We start from the raw sequence: 20,900 nt of genomic DNA, 5'->3' as shown, positions 1-20,900 counted from the left end.
ATAGTTCTGATAGCTGCATAATGGAGGCAGATATGTATATTGGTATTGATTTAGGCACTTCCGGTGTCAAAGTAATTTTAATGGATGAAAAACAGCGTATTGTGGCGTCAAATACCAAGCCACTCACTGTATCGCGTCCTCATCCATTATGGTCCGAACAAGATCCGCAGCAGTGGTGGCAAGCAGCCGATTCAGCAATACAAGAACTTAGTCATAAGCATGACTTAACCCAAGTCAAGGCAATTGGCCTAAGTGGACAAATGCATGGCGCTGTATTATTAGATAGTTCATCTCAAGTATTAAGGCCTGCAATTTTATGGAATGACGGTCGTTGTGATATTGAATGTCATGAATTAGAACAATTAGTGCCAAATTCCAGAAAAATTACTGGCAATTTGATGATGGCAGGTTTTACTGCACCCAAAATAAAATGGGTGCAAAAACACGAGCCAGAAATATTTGCCAAAATAGATAAAGTACTGTTACCAAAGGATTATTTACGCTTTAAAATTACAGGCGAATATGCATCAGATATGTCTGATTCTGCTGGCAGCATGTGGTTAGATGTTGAAAAACGTGATTGGAACGATCAATTGTTAAATGCTTGTGGTTTAAGTCGACGACATATGCCAGCCTTATTTGAAGGCAATCAAATAACTGGTTATGTTACTGATGATATTGCTAAACGCTGGAATATCAATTCAATTCCAGTGATTGCCGGTGGTGGCGATAATGCGGCAGGTGCTATCGGTGTCGGGCTTTATCGTTCTGGACAAGCAATGCTTTCACTAGGTACTTCAGGGGTTTATTTCGCGGTCACCGATCGTTTTATCAGCCAGCCTGAACAAGCAATTCATAGCTTTTGTCATGCATTACCTAATCGCTGGCATCTGATGTCAGTGATGTTAAGTTGTGCTTCATGTCTTGATTGGGGATGTCAATTGTTAGGCATTAAAGATGTTGCTACGTTATTGAGTTTGATTGAGGAACAACCATCTGACGATAAACCACCTGTCTACTTTTTACCTTACTTATCTGGTGAGAGAACACCACATAATAACCCTGAAGCCAAAGGCGTATTTTTTGGTCTAACTTATCAACATAACAAGGTAGATCTAGCAAAAGCAATATTATTGGGCGTCAGCTATGCGCTTGCCGATGGTATTGATGTTGTTCATCAAACCGGAACTTCGCCGGATAAAATCCTGATTATTGGTGGCGGTGCCCGTAGTGGCTATTGGCGGCAATTGATCAGTGATATTTCAGGTTACCATATTGAATATTGTGAAGGGAGCGAAGTGGGACCTGCTTTAGGAGCAGCGAAACTGGCACAAATTGCCTGTAATCCCAATACTCACTTAGAGGTGCTGTTACCACCATTACCAATGGTTCAAACCCACCAACCCGATATGAAAAAACATGCAGAATTCCAACAACAACGTTCAATTTTTAGAAGAATTTATCAACAACTAAAACCATTAATGTCTTGATATTAGAATAGCAGAAAATCGTATGATTTTCTGCTATTAACCTAGAATCTTCACTAATTAAATGATATTTAAAAAAATTTAATTAATATTTAATAAGTTAAAATCATAAATTAATAAATCCTTACCTTTATTAACATTACATTAAGAATGTGATCAATCTCCCATTAACAAAATTTCGTAAACCGAAAACCAAATTTGATAATAAAAAAGTTTCAACAGATAACTTATATTTCGATCATAGACATAAACATTTTTTCTTATCACTACAATAACACTAGGAGTTATTAAAAATGCCTAAAATAAAAAATCCTATTATACCTGGCATGTCACCTGACCCATCAATTATACGGGTCAATGATACTTACTATATTGCTACATCAACTTTCCATTGGCACCCTTCAATACAAATTTTTCAATCTAATGATTTATCAAATTGGAAACTAATTGATTATATTTTTAAAAATGGTGAAATCAAACTTTCTGGAACCAATACACCTGCGGGTATTTGGGCTCCTCATTTATCTTATGATCCGATCAATAAAAAATATTGGTTAATTTATTCTCACATGGTTAGCATGGCTGGAAGAGAATTTAATGCTGATGCTTATGCAATTCATGCAGATAACATAAAAGGTCCTTGGTCAGATCCTATTTATTTTACTTCCATTGGTTTTGACCCTGCATTATTTCACGATGATGATGGCAAACATTATTTAACGATCTTAGAATGGGAAACTCGCCAAGGTTATCAAGCACCTGGAAATATAGTAATAGCAGAAGTAGATTTAAATACAGGTAAAGTCATTAGCCCATGGACAAGAGTGACCAATGGATTTACTACTCGAGGTTGTTGTGAAGCACCACAAATTTATAAAAAATTTGGCTACTATTATCTAATCATTGCTGCCGGTGGAACGGGTTATGCTCATGGCATTGAAATCGGTCGCTCTAAAAATATTTATGGACCTTATGAACCACATCCGTCAAGAGAACCAATAGTCACGTCATCACCCAATCATTTATTTTCATTAGGTGACCCCGATGCTGGTCATTTTGAAATGTACAATCCAAATTCAATAATGCAAAAAGCCGGTCATGGTTCATTATTTGAGGCACAAGATGGTGAGTGGTACATTGCTCACTTAATGTCTAGACCGCTTAGTGGGACATTATTAAATCCTTTGGGTCGCGAAACGTCCATACAAAAGATGAGATGGACCGATGATGGCTGGTTAGAAATGGCTGACGGTACAAATTTAGCTAAAATGGAGTTTGATTATTCATTACCTATTGGTAATGAAGTAAGCCATGATGTTATTGATGATTTTGATAAAAAGTATCAATTAGAATTTATGACACCCTATAGAGCGCAAACACCTAATTGGGTAAATACCCATGAACGACCAGGACATTTGCGAATATATGGACAAAATTCACTCTTCTCCCAATTTAATCCATCAATTATGGCAACAAGAGCAACATCTTTTAATTATGATATTCAAACTAAAGTAGAGTTTCATCCTGAGCATTATTCACAAACGGCTGGCGTTGGAATTTATTATGATTCTAATAATTGGATCTACTTACATTTAACTCACAGTGAACAACTAAACGCTACCATCCTTACTATTTTACAAGCAAAACTTGGAACTCGAATTGAATTTGTTAATCATAGAATAGTCATACTTAATGGACAAGTTGAACTCAAATTATCATATCGAGATGGATTTGTTTCACTCTTTTACCGCATGGAGAAAGAGGAGTGGAATAATATCATTAATCAGATAGATGCTACCTATTTGTCGGATGAAGGAGTAAATGGAGAACCAGGAGAAATTGGTGGTTTTACCGGACTGTTTAATTTTATCGCCTCAGTTGATACCTACCAACATCAATCCTATGCTGATTTTGATTATTACTACGTGATAAATAATCAATAATATTAAGGAAGACATCATGAAAATAACAATTCCATTAACTCGCTTAGTTCCTGGACTTATTATTGGACCTGCCACTTGGTTAGGTCCCTACATTGCCGCCGCAAGTCTATTTTTACCCGCTTTAATTCAACTACTTGATGAAACCAATAAAATTACATTATTAGCGCTATTTTCAAGTTGTGGTATGGTTTCTGCAACAATATCAAATATGTTGGCAGGTTATGTATCTGATAGGACTTATTCTAGATTTGGCAGTCGCACACCATGGATTATAATTGGAGCAATTGGGTTTATGTTATCAATGATATTAACATCAACCGCCAACAGTATACCCTTTTTATTGTTTTGTTGGATATTAGCGCAAACGGCCTTAAATTTTATTGTGGCGCCAATGGTTGCTTGGCTTGATTTTGCGGCAGATGATAAAAAAGGAACCGCATCAGGTGCTTATGGTGGCCTGGGTATGGCACTGGGTAATAATGGATTTACCATTATTGCAGCAATGTTCTTAGGTAGTTTCCGATTAGGTTTCATTGTATTTGGGGTCATCACTTTTATCGGTACATTAATATCAGTCTTTATTGTTCGTGAACCTTCTAATTTGGACAAAAAAAACCAAAATCAGGTAAAACAAAATGAGAATAAACAAAAAAGCTCGTTAGCTATATTTCCGAGATGGTCAATTGGCCGTGATTACTACTTAGCATTAATAGGTAAACTTTTTCAAGGAATTGGTAATTTTACAATCACGGGATATTTGCTATTTATTATGACTGATTTTATACATACTGACTCATCTGAAACACAAAACTCAATTCAGTTAATTAATTTGGTTATGCTTATATTTGGCATTTTGATGGGATTCATTGCTGGACCAATATCCGATAAATTGAAAATCCTCAAAATTCCAGTTGGGTTATCAACAATATTTTTAGGTATTGGGGCGTTAAGTTTAGTTATTGCTCCTAATCATATTGGTATTTTGATTTATGCATTCGCGGCTGGAATTGGTATGGGGGTATGGAACTCTTTAGATAATTTATTAAATTTAGAAGTTATTCCCGACAAAAATAGAGTTGCATTCTTTCTAGGCGTTTATAATTTGGGTAATACTGCAACTCAAGCTTTAGCACCAATAATTGCCGCTTGTGTAATATCACTATTCGGCTTTGGCGCAATATTTATTACTTCTTTTGTTTTTGCCATGTTAGGCGGAATATCAATACTTTCAATCCGCTCAGTAAAAAGATAAGAATTAACACATTAAAAATAGGAAAATGTAGTTAACCACATTTTCCTATTTATTCTGTACCACATTATAGTCAACTTATTTAATAACATTATTACTATAAAAGTTAGGCGTTAAAAATTTATTTCTAAAATCTTTTGGGGTCATTCTACATAGCTTTTTAAATAAAAAGTAAAAATACTGAACCGATGGATAGCCACACTGCTCAGAAATAGCCTGAATAGACAATGAAGATTCAATTAATAGATATTTGGCTCGATTAAACTTCTCTTCATGAATGACCGTGTGAATGGTTTTACCTAATGATGTTTTAAAGCGAAGTTCTAAATTGGAACGAGATATTTGCAATTCAGAAGTTACTTGGTCCACTTTGATGCCTTTACAAGCATAATCACGGATATAATGAATAGCTTGTATAACATAAGGATCTTGTATTGAACGGTAATCCGTCGAACGACGTTCAATGACTTTTTTCGGTGAAATTAACCGTGGCGAGGTAGAGACCTTTCCTTTATTAAATATTTTTTGCAACAGTTTAGCTGCTTCAAAACCCATCTCCTCAGTTCCTTGTTTAACGGTAGATAAGGAAACCATCGACAGATCATTAATTACTTCTTCATTATCTATACCAATTAAGCATAACTCTTCAGGTATTTTTATTTCAACTCTATCACAAGCTTGTAAAATATGGTGAGCTCTAGCATCATTTACAGCAATAATACCGGTGTTAACAGGTAAGGATAATAACCATTTAGAGAGTTTATCTAAGCTATCTTGCCAATTATCAAGTGATGTGGGGGTTCCTTGATAAATAAATCCTTCATAACCCTTTTGGCTTACAATTTGCGCAAAAAATTGTTCTCTTACTGCCGCCCAACGACAAGATCGATGTGATGGTAAACCATAAAAGGCAAATTGATTAATTCCTTTCGAACATAAATGATTAAAAGCACTCTCTATAATGGCAAAATTATCCGCTGCAACATACGGCACTTTAGGATAATTTGAATCATGGTGATGCGAACTACCTACGCCAATTATTGGTATATCTACATCAGCGAGCAAATCTTGAATATCTGGATCATCAAAATTAGCAATAATACCATCGCAATCAAAATAGAAAGGTGTATTAGTATCATAGCGCATCGTTTCAGAAATATAGATATTCCAATGAATATTATTCGCTTTTAAAAAATTGCCGATACCTTTTAGTATTTGCCGGTCATAAATATTATTTGCATTAAATAGCAAAACAACTCGGTAACTCTTATTCTGCATCTCGATCATTATCACTTACTAATATATTTAACTTATTAGCATTAATTTGTAGTCTACTTATTAGAATAAACCAGTGTTACATAAAATATCAATTTGTATAGTGCAAATAACAATCATATTCAACCTAAATTTTCTCAACAACGTTTGCTCAAGACGCTATCAAAATTCAGAGAAAAACTCATTTTTATATGACATCTGAAGACCATATAAATTATTATTAAATAACATAAAGATCTTATGCTGATACTTGACATTATAGCTATTGAGGTCTAGAATCTTGCGACCCAAAACTTATATAAATAGGCTTTGGGCTACAGTTATTAATTACGTATCTAAAAAGCAATTTTAAATTTATTTTAATTAATCAGGAGCTTATTAATGGCAACAATTAATCAGCTGGTACGCAAACCAAGAGCACTAAAGGAAGCGAAAAGTAACGTTCCTGCACTTGAAGCATGCCCGCAAAAACGAGGTGTTTGTACACGTGTTTACACCACTACACCTAAAAAACCAAACTCAGCATTACGTAAAGTATGCCGTGTACGTTTAACCAACGGTTTTGAAGTGACTTCTTATATCGGTGGTGAAGGTCATAACTTGCAAGAACATAGCGTGATTTTAATTCGCGGTGGTCGTGTTAAAGATTTACCTGGTGTTCGTTATCACACTGTTCGTGGTGCATTAGACTGCGCAGGTGTTAAAGATCGCAAACAAAGCCGTTCTAAATACGGTGTGAAACGACCTAAAGCTTAATGGAACTCCGTTAAGTAAGGCCAAACTATAATAATTCCATTTAACTCATTTGAGTTTTGGGTAAACCTGAAAATTTATAACATATAAACGGAGTATTCCAATGCCACGTCGTCATGTTGTCGGTCAAAGAAAAATTTTACCTGATCCGAAATTCGGTTCAGATTTGCTGGCGAAATTTGTAAATATTTTAATGATAGATGGTAAAAAATCTATCGCAGAATCAATCGTATATTCAGCTCTTGATAAATTAGCTGAGCGTAGTGGAAAAGACCACTTAGCAGCTTTTGAAGTTGCATTAGATAATGTAAGACCAACTGTAGAAGTTAAGTCTCGTCGCGTTGGTGGTTCTACATACCAAGTTCCTGTTGAAGTGCGCCCTGTCCGTCGTAATGCACTTGCAATGCGTTGGATTGTAGATGCTGCACGTAAACGTGGCGATAAATCAATGGCGTTACGCCTAGCGAATGAACTTATGGATGCTTTTGAAAACAAAGGTACCGCTGTGAAAAAACGCGAAGATGTTCATCGTATGGCTGAAGCTAATAGAGCGTTTGCACATTATCGTTGGTAATTTGAGCGTTTATATAAGTCGCTTGAAATTAGACTGATAGCGCATATCTACTATCAGTCAACCTGAAAAGATATTTTATAAGCAAACGATTCTAAATAGAGGATTAATATGGCTCGTACAACCCCTATAGCACGCTACCGTAATATCGGTATCAGTGCACATATTGACGCAGGTAAAACGACGACTACTGAGCGTATTTTGTTTTACACTGGCGTAAGTCACAAAATTGGTGAGGTTCATGATGGCGCAGCTACCATGGACTGGATGGAACAAGAACAAGAACGTGGTATTACTATCACGTCAGCAGCAACTACAGCTTTCTGGTCTGGTATGGGGCAACAATATGAACCACACCGAATCAATATCATCGACACCCCGGGACACGTTGACTTCACAATCGAAGTTGAACGTTCTATGCGTGTTTTAGATGGTGCGGTAATGGTTTACTGTGCGGTTGGTGGTGTTCAACCTCAATCAGAAACAGTATGGCGTCAAGCAAACAAATATAAAGTTCCACGTATCGCTTTCGTTAATAAAATGGACCGTATGGGTGCTAACTTCCTACGCGTTGTTGATCAAATCAAAACACGTTTAGCCGCTGTACCAGTTCCATTAGTATTACCTATCGGTGCTGAAGAAGGCTTTACTGGTGTAGTTGATTTACTTAAACGTAAAGCAATTAACTGGAATGATGCTGATCAAGGCGTAACTTTCACTTATGAAGATGTTCCAGCAGACATGGTTGAGCAAGTCGAAGAGTGGCGTGCAAACTTAATGGAAGCTGCAGCTGAAGCAAATGAAGAGTTAATGGAAAAATACCTTGGTGGTGAAGAGTTAAGCGAAGAAGAAGTCAAAGCAGCACTACGCGAACGCGTACTTGCTAACGAAATCATCTTAGTAACTTGTGGTAGTGCCTTTAAAAATAAAGGTGTTCAATTCATGCTTGATGCTGTAATTGAATATTTACCAGCACCAACAGATGTTCCTGCAATCAAAGGGGAATTACCTGATGGTGAAGCTGCTGAACGTCATTCAAGTGATGATGAACCATTCTCGTCATTAGCATTTAAAATTGCAACTGACCCATTTGTTGGTAACTTAACTTTCTTCCGTGTTTACTCTGGTGTAGTTAACTCTGGCGATACTGTTCTTAACTCTGTTAAAGATAAAAAAGAACGTTTTGGTCGTATCGTTCAAATGCACGCTAACAAACGTGAAGAAATTAAAGAAGTTCACGCGGGTGACATTGCTGCAGCAATCGGTCTTAAAGATGTAACAACTGGTGATACATTATGTGCTGAGAGCGCACCAATTATTCTAGAAAGAATGGAGTTCCCAGAGCCGGTAATTTCTGTTGCAGTTGAACCAAAAACTAAAGCTGACCAAGAAAAAATGGGACTTGCTTTAGGTCGGCTAGCACAAGAAGATCCTTCATTCCGTGTTCACACCGATGAAGAATCAGGTCAAACAATTATTTCTGGTATGGGTGAGCTTCACTTAGAAATCATCGTTGACCGTATGAAACGTGAATTTAAAGTGGAAGCAAATGTTGGTAAACCACAAGTTGCTTACCGTGAAACTATTCGTAATGAAGTTGAACAAGAAGGTAAATTTGTTCGTCAGTCTGGTGGTCGTGGTCAATATGGTCATGTATGGTTAAAAATCAAACCATTGGAAGCTGGTGGCGAAGGCTACAAATTCAACAATGAAATTGTTGGTGGTGTGGTTCCTAAAGAGTACATCCCTGCAGTTGATAAAGGTTGTCAGGAACAAATGAAAAACGGTGTTCTTGCTGGCTACCCAATTGTTGATGTTGAAGTCACTATCTATGATGGTTCTTACCATGATGTTGACTCATCAGAAATGGCATTTAAAATTGCCGGTTCAATGGCATTTAAAGAAGGCTTCATGAAAGCTAAACCTGTGCTTTTAGAACCGATCATGAAAGTAGAAGTTGAAACCCCTGAAGATTATATGGGTGACGTTATCGGTGACTTAAACCGTCGTCGTGGTATGATCGAAGGAATGGAAGATACTGCAACTGGTAAAACAGTTAAAGCACAAGTTCCACTTTCAGAAATGTTTGGTTATGCAACAGACCTTCGTTCACAAACCCAAGGTCGTGCTTCTTACTCAATGGAGTTCTTGAAGTACAATGAAGCGCCAACCAATATTGCAACTGCAATTATTGAAGCTCGTAAAGCGAAATAATTATTTATATAAATAAGTAACACTTCCCTATTGTTAGGGAAGTGATTTAATAAAGGAACATTAAGATGTCTAAAGAAAAATTTGAACGTACAAAACCCCACGTTAACGTTGGTACAATCGGCCACGTTGACCATGGTAAAACAACTTTAACTGCAGCGATCACATCAGTATTATCTAAAAAATACGGTGGTCAAGCTCGTGCATTCGATCAAATCGATAACGCACCAGAAGAAAAAGCTCGTGGTATCACCATCAATACTTCACACGTTGAATACGATACACCAACTCGTCACTACGCACACGTAGACTGCCCAGGCCATGCTGACTATGTTAAAAACATGATCACTGGTGCGGCACAAATGGACGGCGCTATCTTAGTAGTAGCAGCAACTGATGGTCCAATGCCACAAACTCGTGAGCACATTCTTTTAGGTCGTCAAGTAGGTGTACCTTACATCATCGTATTTTTAAACAAATGTGATATGGTTGATGATGAAGAGTTATTAGAATTAGTTGAAATGGAAGTACGTGAACTTCTATCTCAATATGATTTCCCAGGTGACGATACACCAGTAATTCGTGGTTCAGCGCTTAAAGCGTTAGAAGGCGATGCAGCATGGGAAGACAAAATTGTAGAATTAGCAGAAGCATTAGACAGCTACATTCCAGAACCAGAGCGTGACATTGATAAACCATTCTTATTACCAATCGAAGACGTATTCTCAATCTCAGGCCGTGGTACAGTAGTAACAGGTCGTGTAGAGCGCGGTGTAATCAAAGTTGGTGAAGAAGTTGAAATCGTTGGTATCAAACCAACAACTAAAACAACTTGTACTGGTGTTGAAATGTTCCGTAAATTACTAGACGAAGGTCGTGCTGGTGAGAACGTAGGTGTGTTACTACGTGGTACAAAACGTGAAGAAATCGAACGTGGTCAAGTATTAGCGAAACCAGGTTCAATTACTCCACATACAGATTTCGAATCAGAAGTGTATATTCTAAGTAAAGATGAAGGTGGTCGTCATACTCCATTCTTTAAAGGTTACCGTCCACAGTTCTACTTCCGTACAACAGACGTAACAGGTACTATTGAATTACCAGAAGGCGTAGAAATGGTAATGCCAGGTGATAACATCAAAATGACAGTATCATTAATTCACCCAATCGCAATGGCAGACGGTTTACGTTTCGCTATCCGTGAAGGTGGTCGTACTGTTGGTGCTGGTGTTGTTGCTAAAGTTATCAAATAATTTAAGCGTAACTAAAGAGCATGTTAAATGCTCTTATCAGTTCCAAAAAGGTGCACTCTGTGCACCTTTTTTATTGTCCTCAATATTTAACTAAACGAATTAAACAGGTTAATTAACCTATTTAATCTAATGTATCAAGATAAAAGCGATATCTGTGAAGATGCTGATGTGCATATAGCAGCTAAAGGCATTACCTAAACTAAGAAAAATAATTTACACTATTATTCTTGATTGACAAAAGCCTGAGATAATCTATTCCTTAAACTTTTATTGTTTATTTTTTGTTATATTTGACAAATGTCATAGTGTTTCTTGTTTTTTTTGTAAATAATAATCATTATCATTAAATCGAATGAGAAGTGAGATGTTATGTGCAGAAAAAATAAAGTTATTCAAATAAGTATATTAACCCTATTCTATTCGCCCATGATGTTTAGCGGTTATACATTCGCCGAGACCAGTCATGATACAATTACCCCTAATGATAGTGATAATAGAAAAAATTCATTGTCTCCGACTTTTCAGCAGGAACAAGTTAAACAGAAACAAACTGCTGGGGCAACTAACTTAATCATTCCAGAACAGGAAAATAGATTATCCACACTACAAGATGCGCTTGATTATCAACCTGGAATTATTATTCAAAACTTTTTTGGCGGTACAGATCAACCAAGATTAAACATTCGCGGTTCAGGAGTGCAAAGTGCCCCGCTATCACGAGGTGTCTTACTATTACAAGATGGGCTACCTATCACGGATGCTGATGGTGATTTCCATATTAGTACCTTAGATATGCGTGAAGCTCGGTTAATTTCAGTTTACCGTGGAGCCAATAATACCCATCCTCAAGCTAATAGTTTAGGGGGAGAATTGAATTTCATCTCATACACAGGAAAAGATGAACTTGGTAGTGCTCGTTATGAATATGGAGCATTTGGTCGAGAAGCCGCGCAAATCGCATTAGGTCATAGCGGTTATGATATGGATGGTCGCATTAGCCTATCTTATGACCATTTTGATGGTTATCGAGATCATTCAACCTCGCAACGGAAAACAGTTCGATCTAACTTTGGTTATAGTAATGAAAACTTTGAAAATAGAACATGGTTAAGTTGGACAGATTTACGTTTTGATATTCCAGGACCTTTATCGCAACGTAAAAGCAAAAGTGATCCAACGAGTATTTTTAAAGTTGTGCAAATGCGAGATCCGCATCGTAATGTTCAACAGGGGCGTATTGCTAACCGCGCAAATTGGACCCTAGATAACCAAGCCATTGAGCTAGGATTATGGTATCAGCGTACACATGATAATTTTGTTACGCCAACCGATTATGTTTTAAGTGATAGTAACACTATTGGTAGTCAATTAACTTATAATATGACCTTTGATAATTTTAGCTATCGATCAGCTCTAGCATGGGATAAAACCAATCTTGATCGTCAATTATTGATGAATCGACGTCATACCAAAATGAATAAACGTTCACTGGGAAAATATGATGCTACCGCAGAAAACGTATATGGATCCATTGGTTCCTCATGGCAAATCAACAATGAATGGCAACTCAATTTAGATACTAAAATTACGCATGCCAAACGAGAGGTTGATGCGCGGCACAATAAAAACGCCCTTGATCAAGCATGGACATTTTGGTCACCTAAATTAGGGGTAATTTGGAATCAAACAAATGATACGCAATTTTATGCCAATTTAAGCACCAGTAACGAACCCGCATCCTTTCGTGAAATTATTACTAGCGATGGCATGAAAGCCAAAATTAACAAATTAAATCGTCAAAAAGGCATTACTGCTGAAATTGGTGGTAATGGTAAGATAACCCAAGAATTAAACTGGGATATTGCTTTATATAGAAGCATCATTAAAGATGAATATATTACCACTTACGACACAAGTGGAACGGCAATAGGGGTATTTAATTATGGCGCCAAAACACGTCATCAAGGGATAGAAGCAGGCCTAAAAGGACTAATACCTTCAGTTTTTATTTCTGGTGATATTGAATATCGTCTAGCTTGGACGTATAACGATTTTCGTTTTATGGGTGGCGAATATAATCGTAATTATATTGCCGGCATCCCAAGAAATACGATTACTGCAGAAATTTTATATAAATATGATAACTGGACACTTAGCCCCAATATTCACTGGTCTCCAACTAATACGCCGGTTGATCATGCCAATAATATGAATGTTCAATACCGAGATAAATATGTAGCTTTAGGCTTTAAAATTAATTATCAAAATCCTAATGGTTGGTCGGCTTATTTAACTGCAGATAACCTAACCAACAAACATTATGCTACCGCCTCGGTTGCTAATGATGTAGTAAAATCAAAACAAGAAAATACTTTATTCCCAGCTATGGGATTCAATCTCAATAGTGGGCTTGTTTATCACTTCTAAAAAAGTATATCTGACAGTAATGCTGTCAGATACCGCTACTTAAAATGAACGTTGTGAAGGAAGCGTAAGCTGGTGAAGATAGGTTCTCTTTAAAATTGTTACCTGATTCAATTTAATTTCAATTATTTTTTGTTTACGCCAACTAGAAATTAGTCGGCTTAACGTTTCATAACGGATACCGAGCTTAGTTGCCAATTGACTGCGTGATATTGGTAACACAAAACTTGTATCTTGTTTCGAAGATAACGATAAAATATAAGCAGCTAAACGCTGTTCTGCCGAACTGGATGTTAACCAATCGATGTTATTAATTTGTTCGTATAGTTTAGTACTAAATTGCACTAACAAGCGTTGCATAACAATAGGATTATTCATACAAACTTGTAATACGCTATTTTTTTCAAGTAATAATAATGAGCAATTAGTTTTTGCTCGAATTGTCATGGGAAAGCGATTATGAGGCATAAACACTGCAGCAATGGCAACTAATTCATAAGGCGAAAAAATCCCAAAAACTTTTTCTTCACCTAAATAAGTATTTCTAAATACCTCAACTTTACCAGCAAGAACCAACGAACAACCAGAAAAAGGCATACCTTCATAACTAATTAGCTCACCGGTACTAAATTCCATATAACTAGCATTTTCAATGATCGGTATTAATGCATCAGTGGTTAGCCCATCAAACATTTTTACATTATTTAACCAAGTTAAAATCTCATCTTGAGTTGGTATATTTTTGACAAATGTCATAGGGATTGCCTAATAATAACTTTAGAATGACTTCAATATAATTGATAATAATTCTTATTTAAATAAATAAAGCCTTATTATTAATTAGCAATAACCATATGAAATATAATGTTTTTTAACAATAATAATTTAACCACTTATAACCTATATCATAAGCATTGACCAAAATAACAATTATATTTTGTTTTGCACTTACTGAAAAACAGGAGCATCTTATGCCAAATAATACTATTCCTCCAGCACAAGAACTAAATTTAGCTTCATTAATTAAACAAACGGAGCAAGGTATTGCTAGTCGAGTGTTAGCTAAAACATCTGGTGGTAACTTAACCTTATTTGCTTTTGATAAAGGACAAGGGCTTTCTGAACATAGTGCACCATTTGATGCGATCGTTATGGTCATAGAAGGGCAATTAAATTTAATTATTGATGGCAAACCAGTTAAAGCTGAACCAGGAACGATAGTAAAAATGCCAGCTAATATCCCTCATGCTGTTGAAGCACCAATACCAGCAAAAATGCTATTAATTATGTTGAGAGAAATCACATTAAAGACTAATTAAACTAAGGATAGACAATGGAACAAATTAAAAAAGAAGCCGGCCATAAATTTTTGGCCCGTCTCGGTAAAACACGTTTAAGACCAGGCGGAAAGAAAGCTACGGAATGGTTATTTAAACAAGCAGAATTTACGCCACAAAGCCAAGTGTTAGAGATCGCATGCAATATGGGTACAACCTCTATCGAAATAGCTAAGCGATTTAATTGCCATATTATTGGTATCGACATGGATAAAATGGCATTAGAGAAAGCTAAACAAAATGTTATAAAAAATAATGTTAGTCAGTTAGTCGATATACAACAAGCCGACGCTTCCAAATTACCTTTCGCTGATAACAGCTTTGATATTGTTATTAATGAAGCGATGTTAACCATGTATGCAGACAAGGCGAAAGCTCGCCTGCTCAGCGAGTATTTTCGAGTATTAAAACCAGGTGGAAAATTATTAACCCATGACATTATGTTAGTAAATCCAGAAAACTCTCAAGACGTCACGGCACAGATTCATAATGCGATCAATGTTAATGCACAGCCTATGAGTCATGATGAATGGATTAATCTTTTTTCAACTATAGGATTTATCAATATAAAATCAGAACATGCCGCTATGACGTTAATGTCACCACGAGGTATGATTACCGATGAAGGATTTTTTGGTGCAATCAAAATTGTTGGTAATGCATTACATAAACAAAATCGACCACAATTTATCAAAATGTTTAAAACATTTAGAAAAAATAAAAAATACCTTAATTACATTGCTATCTGTAGTGTCAAACCGAAATAATAAAAAACTATTAGGTATAGCTGAATATCATGACTAAACAGTCTTTTTTTGCTATAGTAACCACCATTTTATTTAATTTGGATTAATGAAAAACTATGGAATCTATACCTAATTGCCCGGCTTGCCAATCTGAACACACTTACCACGATGGTACTTTTTATGTTTGTCCGGAATGTGCACACGAATGGGATCCAAATCAAGAAACTTCGACAACCGATGAATTACAAGTTAAAGATAGCAATGGCAATTTGTTAGTTGATGGCGATGATATTATTTTGATTAAAGATTTAAAATTAAAAGGCTCATCAACCGTCCTCAAAAAAGGAGCTAAAGCTAAAGGCATTCGTTTGGTAGAGGGCGATCATGAAATTGATTGTAAAATCGATGGCATGAAAGTAATGCTTAAAGCTTGTTTTGTTAAAAAGGCTTAATAATTTAAAGCAACATGCAACTTTTTTAATATAAGCTAATAAATTGACTTTGTTAGCTTATATCGTTATTTTTCCAAACCAAATCTACAACCTTTAATAAAAAACTAATATTTCATCACCTATAAAAATAAATACTTCTGGTAATCTTAATTTAAATGTGGTATAAAACGCGCGCTATATTTCAGATTATTTTTATTGAAAATAATAATGAAACATCAGCATAAAATTTAATAATTAATTAACGTTATAACACACACATATCATTACTCTTTGCCGGGGTGCCTTTTACTTAAAGTAATAAGGTCGGATAAAGCGGATATGTGGAGGCATAACCCCAACGTAAAAATGAGGAAATCATGACTACAGTATCAATGCGCGATATGTTACAAGCAGGTGTACACTTTGGACACCAAACTCGTTATTGGAACCCAAAAATGAAACCATTTATTTTTGGTGCTCGTAACAAAGTTCACATCATCAATCTTGAAAAAACAGTACCAATGTTCAATGAAGCATTAGCTGAATTAAACAAAGTTGCTGCGCGTAAAGGTAAAATTTTATTTGTTGGTACAAAACGTGCTGCAAGTGAAGCAATTAAACAAGCAGCTGAAAGCTGTGGACAATACTACGTTAATCACCGTTGGTTAGGTGGTATGTTGACTAACTGGAAAACAGTACGTCAATCAATTAAACGTTTAAAAGATTTAGAAACACAAGCTAATGATGGTACATTTGATAAATTAACCAAGAAAGAAGCACTTATGCGTGCTCGTGAAATGGCTAAATTAGAAAATAGCTTGGGTGGAATTAAAAATATGGGTGGCTTACCCGATGTGATTTTTGTTATTGGTGCAGACCATGAACATATCGCAATCAAAGAAGCTAACAATTTAGGTATTCCAGTCATTGCTGTTGTTGATACTAACTCAGATCCAGATGGTATTGATTACATTGTTCCAGGTAATGATGATGCGATCCGTGCAATTCAATTATATGCAAATGCGGTTGCTGAAGCAGTTCGTTCTGGTCGTGAACAAAATCAATCTCCAGTATCTGAAGAAAGCTTTGTTGAAGAAGCTCCAGCAGCAGAATAATAAACTCAAATATTTTCAGGGTCGGTAATAACATCGACCCATTCTAATGAAAATCATCATAATGGTTAAATAGAGGATTTTAAAATGGCTGAAGTTACCGCTTCTATGGTAAAAGAACTGCGCGAAAGAACTGGCGCAGGTATGATGGAATGTAAAAAAGCATTAGTTGAAGCAAATGGTGATATCGATCTTGCTATCGACAACATGCGTAAATCAGGTCAAGCCAAAGCAGCTAAAAAAGCAGGTCGTGTGGCAGCTGAAGGTGTAATTATTTCTAAAATTTCAGCAGATAAAAAAGTGGGTGTTATTTTAGAAATTAACTGTGAAACTGACTTTGTTGCTAAAGATGCTGGTTTCTTAGCATTCAGTGATAAAGTAGCAACAGCTGCTTTAAATGATAAAATCACTGATATTGCAGCTTTACAAGCAAAATTTGAAGAAGAACGTACTGCATTAGTTGCTAAAATTGGTGAAAACATCGGCATCCGTCGTGTTCAACAAATTACTGGCGATGTAGTTGGTAGTTATCAACACGGTGCACGTATTGGTGTTTTAGTTGCAGCAAATAGCGGTTGTGATGAAGAATTAGTTAAACACATTGCAATGCACATTGCGGCAAGTAAACCAGAATATGTTGACCCAAGTGATGTACCTGCTGATGTGGTTGAACATGAACGTAATATTCAAATCGATATTGCAATGCAATCTGGTAAACCTCGTGAAATCGCAGAAAAAATGGTTGAAGGCCGTATGCGTAAATTCACTGGTGAAGTATCACTTACTGGTCAACCATTTGTAATGGATCCAAGCAAAACAGTTGGTGATTTACTTGCTGAGAAAAAAGCGACTGTTGCATCATTTATCCGCTTTGAAGTGGGTGAAGGTATCGAAAAAGTCGAAGTTGACTTTGCAGCCGAGGTTGCTGCGATGTCGAAACAATCTTAATTGTTTTATCAAAACCGCCGTCATGGCGGTTTTGTTTATCCACAAAATATTTTAAAATGATTGCCAGCTAGTTATGCTAGCTTTTAAGTAATTAAATAACGAAATAGTGAGACTTCATATGATAACCCCTTTCTATAAACGTATCCTTCTTAAACTCAGTGGTGAAGCATTGCAAGGTGATGAAGGTTTTGGTATTGATCCAACCGTTCTTGATCGTATGGCTCAAGAAATTAAAGAACTTATCGACATGAATGTTCAGGTTGCTGTTGTTATTGGGGGTGGTAATCTATTTCGTGGTGCAGGACTTGCTAAAGCAGGCATGAACCGTGTTGTTGGTGACCATATGGGTATGCTTGCCACAGTAATGAACGGTCTTGCTATGCGTGATGCATTGCACCGAATTGAAGTTAATGCCCGTTTGATGTCGGCAATTCCATTAAACGGCGTTTGTGATGATTATCGCTGGACTGAAGCAATCAGCTTGCTTAAACATGGTAAGGTCGTTATCCTTTCGGCTGGAACCGGTAACCCATTTTTCACAACTGACTCAGCAGCCTGTTTAAGAGGTATTGAAATTGAAGCTGATGTGGTTTTAAAAGCGACCAAAGTTGATGGCGTTTATTCTGCCGATCCAGTAAAAGTTCCCAATGCTACACTCTATAAAACACTTAACTACGAAAAAGTGTTAGATGATGAATTAAAAGTAATGGATTTAGCCGCATTTACATTAGCACGTGATCATAATCTACCAATTTGTGTGTTTAATATGAATAAACCGGGGGCATTACGTCGCGTCATTCTAGGCGAATCAGAAGGAACATTAATCAATAATCAGGCTACAGTTAGCTGCTAGTCTTATTTATTTAAAAAGGTTTTTATTATGCTAAATGAGATTCAAAAAGAAGCGCAAGAGCGCATGGAAAAAAGTATTGATGCGTTTCAGAATCATATTTCTAAAATTAGAACTGGTCGTGCATCGCCAAGTTTATTAGATGGCATTATGGTTGAGTATTATGGTAGCCCAACACCACTTCGTCAATTAGCCAATATCGTTGCTGAAGATGCAAGAACCCTTGCAATTACAGTATTTGATAAATCATTAACACCATTAATTGAAAAAGCAATTTTAACTTCAGATTTAGGATTAAATCCGGCATCAGCGGGTACCGTTATTCGAGTTCCTCTGCCACCGCTTACTGAAGAGCGCCGTCGTGATTTAACTAAAATTGTTCGTGGTGAGGCAGAGCAAGGACGGGTATCAATCCGTAATATCCGTCGTGATGCCAATGATCAGATTAAAGCATTATTGAAAGATAAAGAAATTTCTGAAGATGATGAACGTAAATCACAAGATCTCATCCAAAAAGCAACGGATGCAGCGATTAAAAAATTAGATAGCGTACTTGCTGATAAAGAAAAGGAATTAATGGAATTTTAATTTTTAAAGCCCATTAATCAGATAAAAGCGCCCTGTTTAGCCAAACAGGGCGTTTTTTATTAGTTTATAAAAAAGGCTAATTCATCTTCTCATATTTCAAATTTTGACGAATTAGCGATATAATGTTACTAAAGTAACATAACTTGCTAATATTTGTTATTTTAATAACATTACATCTATTTACAGATGATTAATTAGATTTAACATTAATACTAAAATATTTAAGGAAACCTTTATGGATTATGCAAAGTATATCGACCATACTTTACTGGCGATGAATGCCACAAAAGATCAGATAAAAAAATTGTGTGACGAAGCAAAAGAATATCATTTTTATTCTGTCTGCGTTAATTCTGGCTATGTACCTTTAGTGGCAGAGTTATTAAAAGGTAGTAATGTAAAAGTATGTTCAGTAGTCGGTTTTCCACTTGGTGCTATGCTTACGTCAGCTAAAGCTTATGAAACAGAAATGGCTATTAAAGCTGGCGCAGAAGAAATTGACATGGTAATCAATGTCGGTTGGCTAAAAAGCAATGATTGGGATGCAGTTAAAAATGATATTGAAGCAGTATTTAAAGCCTGCGGTTCAGTACCATTAAAAGTTATTTTAGAAACTTGCTTATTAACCAAAGAAGAAATTGTTAAAGTTTGTACAATTTGTAAAGATATTGGCGTTGCTTTTGTCAAAACATCTACCGGCTTTAGTACTTCTGGCGCAACAGTTGAAGATGTAAAATTAATGCGTGAAACTGTCGGTGAAAATATGGGCGTAAAAGCGTCTGGTGGTATTCGTGATCGTATGACTGCCGAAAAAATGGTTCAAGCTGGCGCAAATCGTTTAGGCGCAAGTGCTGGGATCGCAATCGTTTCAGGTAACAGTACATCATCTAGCAATTACTAATCAATCATAACAATAAGTTACATATATATTATGTAGCTTATTGTTATTTAGGAAAAACAATGGAAACTCAACCACAAAAAAGAATAAATGAACTCCTTGAAATCCTAAAAAACACTGACAAGATTCACCTAAAAGCAGCGGCAGAAAAATTAGCAGTGTCAGAAATGACTATCAGGCGTGATCTTAACAATTGCCCCTCCTCATTAATTGTCTTAGGTGGCTATATTGTCAATGAAGATCGTCATTCAATCGCAAAGTATTTCGTTTCAGATCAGCAGGATAAGCAAGTTGAAGAAAAAGCTTATATTGCAAAACTTGTTAGTCAATTTATCAATGAAAACGATACAATATTTTTTGATTGTGGCACCACCATGCCTTTTATCATTAATGCAATAGATAATGATATTGCATTTACTGCTATCTGTTATTCATTAAATAGTTTATTGGCACTACAACATAAACCTAAATGTAAGATCATTTTATGCGGTGGTCAATTCCAACCAAATAATGCTATCTTTACAAGTTTACATCAATCCAACCAGTTAGATTCTATCTGTCCGAATAAAGCCTTTATTTCAGCAGCAGGTATTGATTTGCAACAAGGAGTAACTTGTTATCATTTTGAAGAATTAGATATGAAGCAACAAGCAATGAAAAAATCAGCGCAAAAAATATTGATTGCCGATCATACTAAATTTAATCAAATAAAGCCGGCATTTATTAGTGAATTGACTTTGTTCGATCAGATAATTACTGATAAACTGCCCGATGAGAGATTTGTCTCTTTTTTTAATGAAAACAACATAAGTTTAATTTACTAA

At 36.0% G+C, this 20,900-nt stretch carries 19 protein-coding genes; 17 read left to right on the top strand and 2 right to left on the bottom strand.

What is annotated here, in order from left to right; translation table 11 throughout:
* Positions 1-32: 32 nt before the first annotated feature.
* The 3 genes from xylB (at position 33) to AC5LXI_RS02540 (ending at position 4,682) form a co-directional block, all read left to right on the top strand.
* The gene (gene xylB / locus AC5LXI_RS02550; RefSeq protein ID WP_493443388.1) at positions 33-1,490 is read left to right on the top strand and encodes a xylulokinase; all 1,458 of its coding nucleotides are present in this window, start codon (positions 33-35) and stop codon (positions 1,488-1,490) included.
* 290 nt (positions 1,491-1,780) lie between these two features.
* Complete coding sequence (locus AC5LXI_RS02545) at positions 1,781-3,430, top strand: glycoside hydrolase family 43 protein (RefSeq protein WP_493443387.1); 1,650 nt, start codon at positions 1,781-1,783, stop codon at positions 3,428-3,430.
* A gap of 16 nt (positions 3,431-3,446) precedes the next feature.
* Positions 3,447-4,682 carry an MFS transporter gene (locus AC5LXI_RS02540; RefSeq protein ID WP_493443386.1) on the top strand — a complete coding sequence of 412 codons (1,236 nt, stop codon included), beginning with the start codon at positions 3,447-3,449 and terminating at the stop codon, positions 4,680-4,682.
* A 75-nt stretch (positions 4,683-4,757) separates the two neighbouring features.
* On the opposite strand, the gene AC5LXI_RS02535 is transcribed toward AC5LXI_RS02540, so the two are convergent.
* Complete coding sequence (locus AC5LXI_RS02535) at positions 4,758-5,957, bottom strand: XylR family transcriptional regulator (RefSeq protein ID WP_493444236.1); 1,200 nt, start codon at positions 5,955-5,957, stop codon at positions 4,758-4,760.
* 378 nt (positions 5,958-6,335) lie between these two features.
* Between AC5LXI_RS02535 and rpsL the strand changes: the two genes are divergently transcribed.
* From rpsL to AC5LXI_RS02510, 5 genes are all read left to right on the top strand, one after another.
* Positions 6,336-6,710 carry a 30S ribosomal protein S12 gene (rpsL, locus tag AC5LXI_RS02530; RefSeq protein ID WP_034883792.1) on the top strand — a complete coding sequence of 125 codons (375 nt, stop codon included), beginning with the start codon at positions 6,336-6,338 and terminating at the stop codon, positions 6,708-6,710.
* Positions 6,711-6,810: 100 nt separating this feature from the next.
* Positions 6,811-7,281: a 30S ribosomal protein S7 gene (rpsG, locus tag AC5LXI_RS02525; RefSeq protein ID WP_034883788.1), complete on the top strand. Its 471-nt coding sequence runs from the start codon at positions 6,811-6,813 to the stop codon at positions 7,279-7,281.
* Between the two features lie 108 nt (positions 7,282-7,389).
* A complete protein-coding gene (gene fusA, locus AC5LXI_RS02520; RefSeq protein WP_493443385.1) occupies positions 7,390-9,492 on the top strand; it encodes an elongation factor G in 2,103 nt (700 codons plus the stop codon).
* A gap of 65 nt (positions 9,493-9,557) precedes the next feature.
* Complete coding sequence (gene tuf, locus AC5LXI_RS02515; RefSeq protein WP_034900851.1) at positions 9,558-10,742, top strand: elongation factor Tu; 1,185 nt, start codon at positions 9,558-9,560, stop codon at positions 10,740-10,742.
* Positions 10,743-11,111: 369 nt separating this feature from the next.
* Positions 11,112-13,169 (top strand): TonB-dependent receptor family protein, encoded by a 2,058-nt coding sequence (locus tag AC5LXI_RS02510; RefSeq protein ID WP_493443384.1) that lies wholly within the window; start codon positions 11,112-11,114, stop codon positions 13,167-13,169.
* Positions 13,170-13,208: 39 nt separating this feature from the next.
* Here AC5LXI_RS02510 and AC5LXI_RS02505 read toward each other — a convergent pair whose 3' ends face one another.
* Positions 13,209-13,922 carry a Crp/Fnr family transcriptional regulator gene (locus tag AC5LXI_RS02505; RefSeq protein WP_493443383.1) on the bottom strand — a complete coding sequence of 238 codons (714 nt, stop codon included), beginning with the start codon at positions 13,920-13,922 and terminating at the stop codon, positions 13,209-13,211.
* 215 nt (positions 13,923-14,137) lie between these two features.
* Between AC5LXI_RS02505 and AC5LXI_RS02500 the strand changes: the two genes are divergently transcribed.
* From AC5LXI_RS02500 to deoR, 9 genes are all read left to right on the top strand, one after another.
* Positions 14,138-14,485 (top strand): cupin domain-containing protein, encoded by a 348-nt coding sequence (locus tag AC5LXI_RS02500; RefSeq protein WP_065579136.1) that lies wholly within the window; start codon positions 14,138-14,140, stop codon positions 14,483-14,485.
* A 14-nt stretch (positions 14,486-14,499) separates the two neighbouring features.
* Positions 14,500-15,270 carry a class I SAM-dependent methyltransferase gene (locus AC5LXI_RS02495; protein WP_493443382.1) on the top strand — a complete coding sequence of 257 codons (771 nt, stop codon included), beginning with the start codon at positions 14,500-14,502 and terminating at the stop codon, positions 15,268-15,270.
* Between the two features lie 95 nt (positions 15,271-15,365).
* Positions 15,366-15,701 (top strand): zinc ribbon domain-containing protein YjdM, encoded by a 336-nt coding sequence (locus tag AC5LXI_RS02490; RefSeq protein ID WP_493443381.1) that lies wholly within the window; start codon positions 15,366-15,368, stop codon positions 15,699-15,701.
* A gap of 356 nt (positions 15,702-16,057) precedes the next feature.
* A complete protein-coding gene (gene rpsB, locus AC5LXI_RS02485) occupies positions 16,058-16,795 on the top strand; it encodes a 30S ribosomal protein S2 (RefSeq protein WP_065579133.1) in 738 nt (245 codons plus the stop codon).
* An 84-nt stretch (positions 16,796-16,879) separates the two neighbouring features.
* Positions 16,880-17,740, top strand: a complete 861-nt coding sequence (gene tsf / locus AC5LXI_RS02480) for a translation elongation factor Ts (protein WP_493443380.1) — start codon at positions 16,880-16,882, stop codon at positions 17,738-17,740.
* A 118-nt stretch (positions 17,741-17,858) separates the two neighbouring features.
* A complete protein-coding gene (gene pyrH / locus AC5LXI_RS02475; RefSeq protein WP_493443379.1) occupies positions 17,859-18,593 on the top strand; it encodes a UMP kinase in 735 nt (244 codons plus the stop codon).
* A 27-nt stretch (positions 18,594-18,620) separates the two neighbouring features.
* Positions 18,621-19,178: a ribosome recycling factor gene (gene frr, locus AC5LXI_RS02470; RefSeq protein ID WP_493443378.1), complete on the top strand. Its 558-nt coding sequence runs from the start codon at positions 18,621-18,623 to the stop codon at positions 19,176-19,178.
* Positions 19,179-19,413: 235 nt separating this feature from the next.
* Positions 19,414-20,079, top strand: a complete 666-nt coding sequence (deoC, locus tag AC5LXI_RS02465; protein ID WP_493443377.1) for a deoxyribose-phosphate aldolase — start codon at positions 19,414-19,416, stop codon at positions 20,077-20,079.
* 59 nt (positions 20,080-20,138) lie between these two features.
* The gene (deoR, locus tag AC5LXI_RS02460) at positions 20,139-20,900 is read left to right on the top strand and encodes a DNA-binding transcriptional repressor DeoR (protein ID WP_065613725.1); all 762 of its coding nucleotides are present in this window, start codon (positions 20,139-20,141) and stop codon (positions 20,898-20,900) included.

The sequence above is a fragment of the Gilliamella sp. LMG 34361 genome (assembly GCF_984569075.1).
Note: the sequence above shows the minus strand (reverse complement) of the source record. Positions and strands in the feature narration are given on the sequence as shown.

Coding starts and splice junctions, on each gene's coding strand:
- xylB (WP_493443388.1), top strand. CDS start 33: ATGTATATTGGTATTGATTTAGGCACTTCCGGTGTCAAAGTAATTTTA.
- AC5LXI_RS02510 (WP_493443384.1), top strand. CDS start 11,112: ATGTGCAGAAAAAATAAAGTTATTCAAATAAGTATATTAACCCTATTC.
- pyrH (WP_493443379.1), top strand. CDS start 17,859: ATGATAACCCCTTTCTATAAACGTATCCTTCTTAAACTCAGTGGTGAA.
- rpsB (WP_065579133.1), top strand. CDS start 16,058: ATGACTACAGTATCAATGCGCGATATGTTACAAGCAGGTGTACACTTT.
- rpsL (WP_034883792.1), top strand. CDS start 6,336: ATGGCAACAATTAATCAGCTGGTACGCAAACCAAGAGCACTAAAGGAA.
- AC5LXI_RS02505 (WP_493443383.1), bottom strand. CDS start 13,922: ATGACATTTGTCAAAAATATACCAACTCAAGATGAGATTTTAACTTGG.
- AC5LXI_RS02540 (WP_493443386.1), top strand. CDS start 3,447: ATGAAAATAACAATTCCATTAACTCGCTTAGTTCCTGGACTTATTATT.
- deoR (WP_065613725.1), top strand. CDS start 20,139: ATGGAAACTCAACCACAAAAAAGAATAAATGAACTCCTTGAAATCCTA.
- AC5LXI_RS02495 (WP_493443382.1), top strand. CDS start 14,500: ATGGAACAAATTAAAAAAGAAGCCGGCCATAAATTTTTGGCCCGTCTC.
- AC5LXI_RS02535 (WP_493444236.1), bottom strand. CDS start 5,957: ATGCAGAATAAGAGTTACCGAGTTGTTTTGCTATTTAATGCAAATAAT.
- AC5LXI_RS02500 (WP_065579136.1), top strand. CDS start 14,138: ATGCCAAATAATACTATTCCTCCAGCACAAGAACTAAATTTAGCTTCA.
- deoC (WP_493443377.1), top strand. CDS start 19,414: ATGGATTATGCAAAGTATATCGACCATACTTTACTGGCGATGAATGCC.
- rpsG (WP_034883788.1), top strand. CDS start 6,811: ATGCCACGTCGTCATGTTGTCGGTCAAAGAAAAATTTTACCTGATCCG.
- tuf (WP_034900851.1), top strand. CDS start 9,558: ATGTCTAAAGAAAAATTTGAACGTACAAAACCCCACGTTAACGTTGGT.
- frr (WP_493443378.1), top strand. CDS start 18,621: ATGCTAAATGAGATTCAAAAAGAAGCGCAAGAGCGCATGGAAAAAAGT.
- AC5LXI_RS02545 (WP_493443387.1), top strand. CDS start 1,781: ATGCCTAAAATAAAAAATCCTATTATACCTGGCATGTCACCTGACCCA.
- tsf (WP_493443380.1), top strand. CDS start 16,880: ATGGCTGAAGTTACCGCTTCTATGGTAAAAGAACTGCGCGAAAGAACT.
- AC5LXI_RS02490 (WP_493443381.1), top strand. CDS start 15,366: ATGGAATCTATACCTAATTGCCCGGCTTGCCAATCTGAACACACTTAC.
- fusA (WP_493443385.1), top strand. CDS start 7,390: ATGGCTCGTACAACCCCTATAGCACGCTACCGTAATATCGGTATCAGT.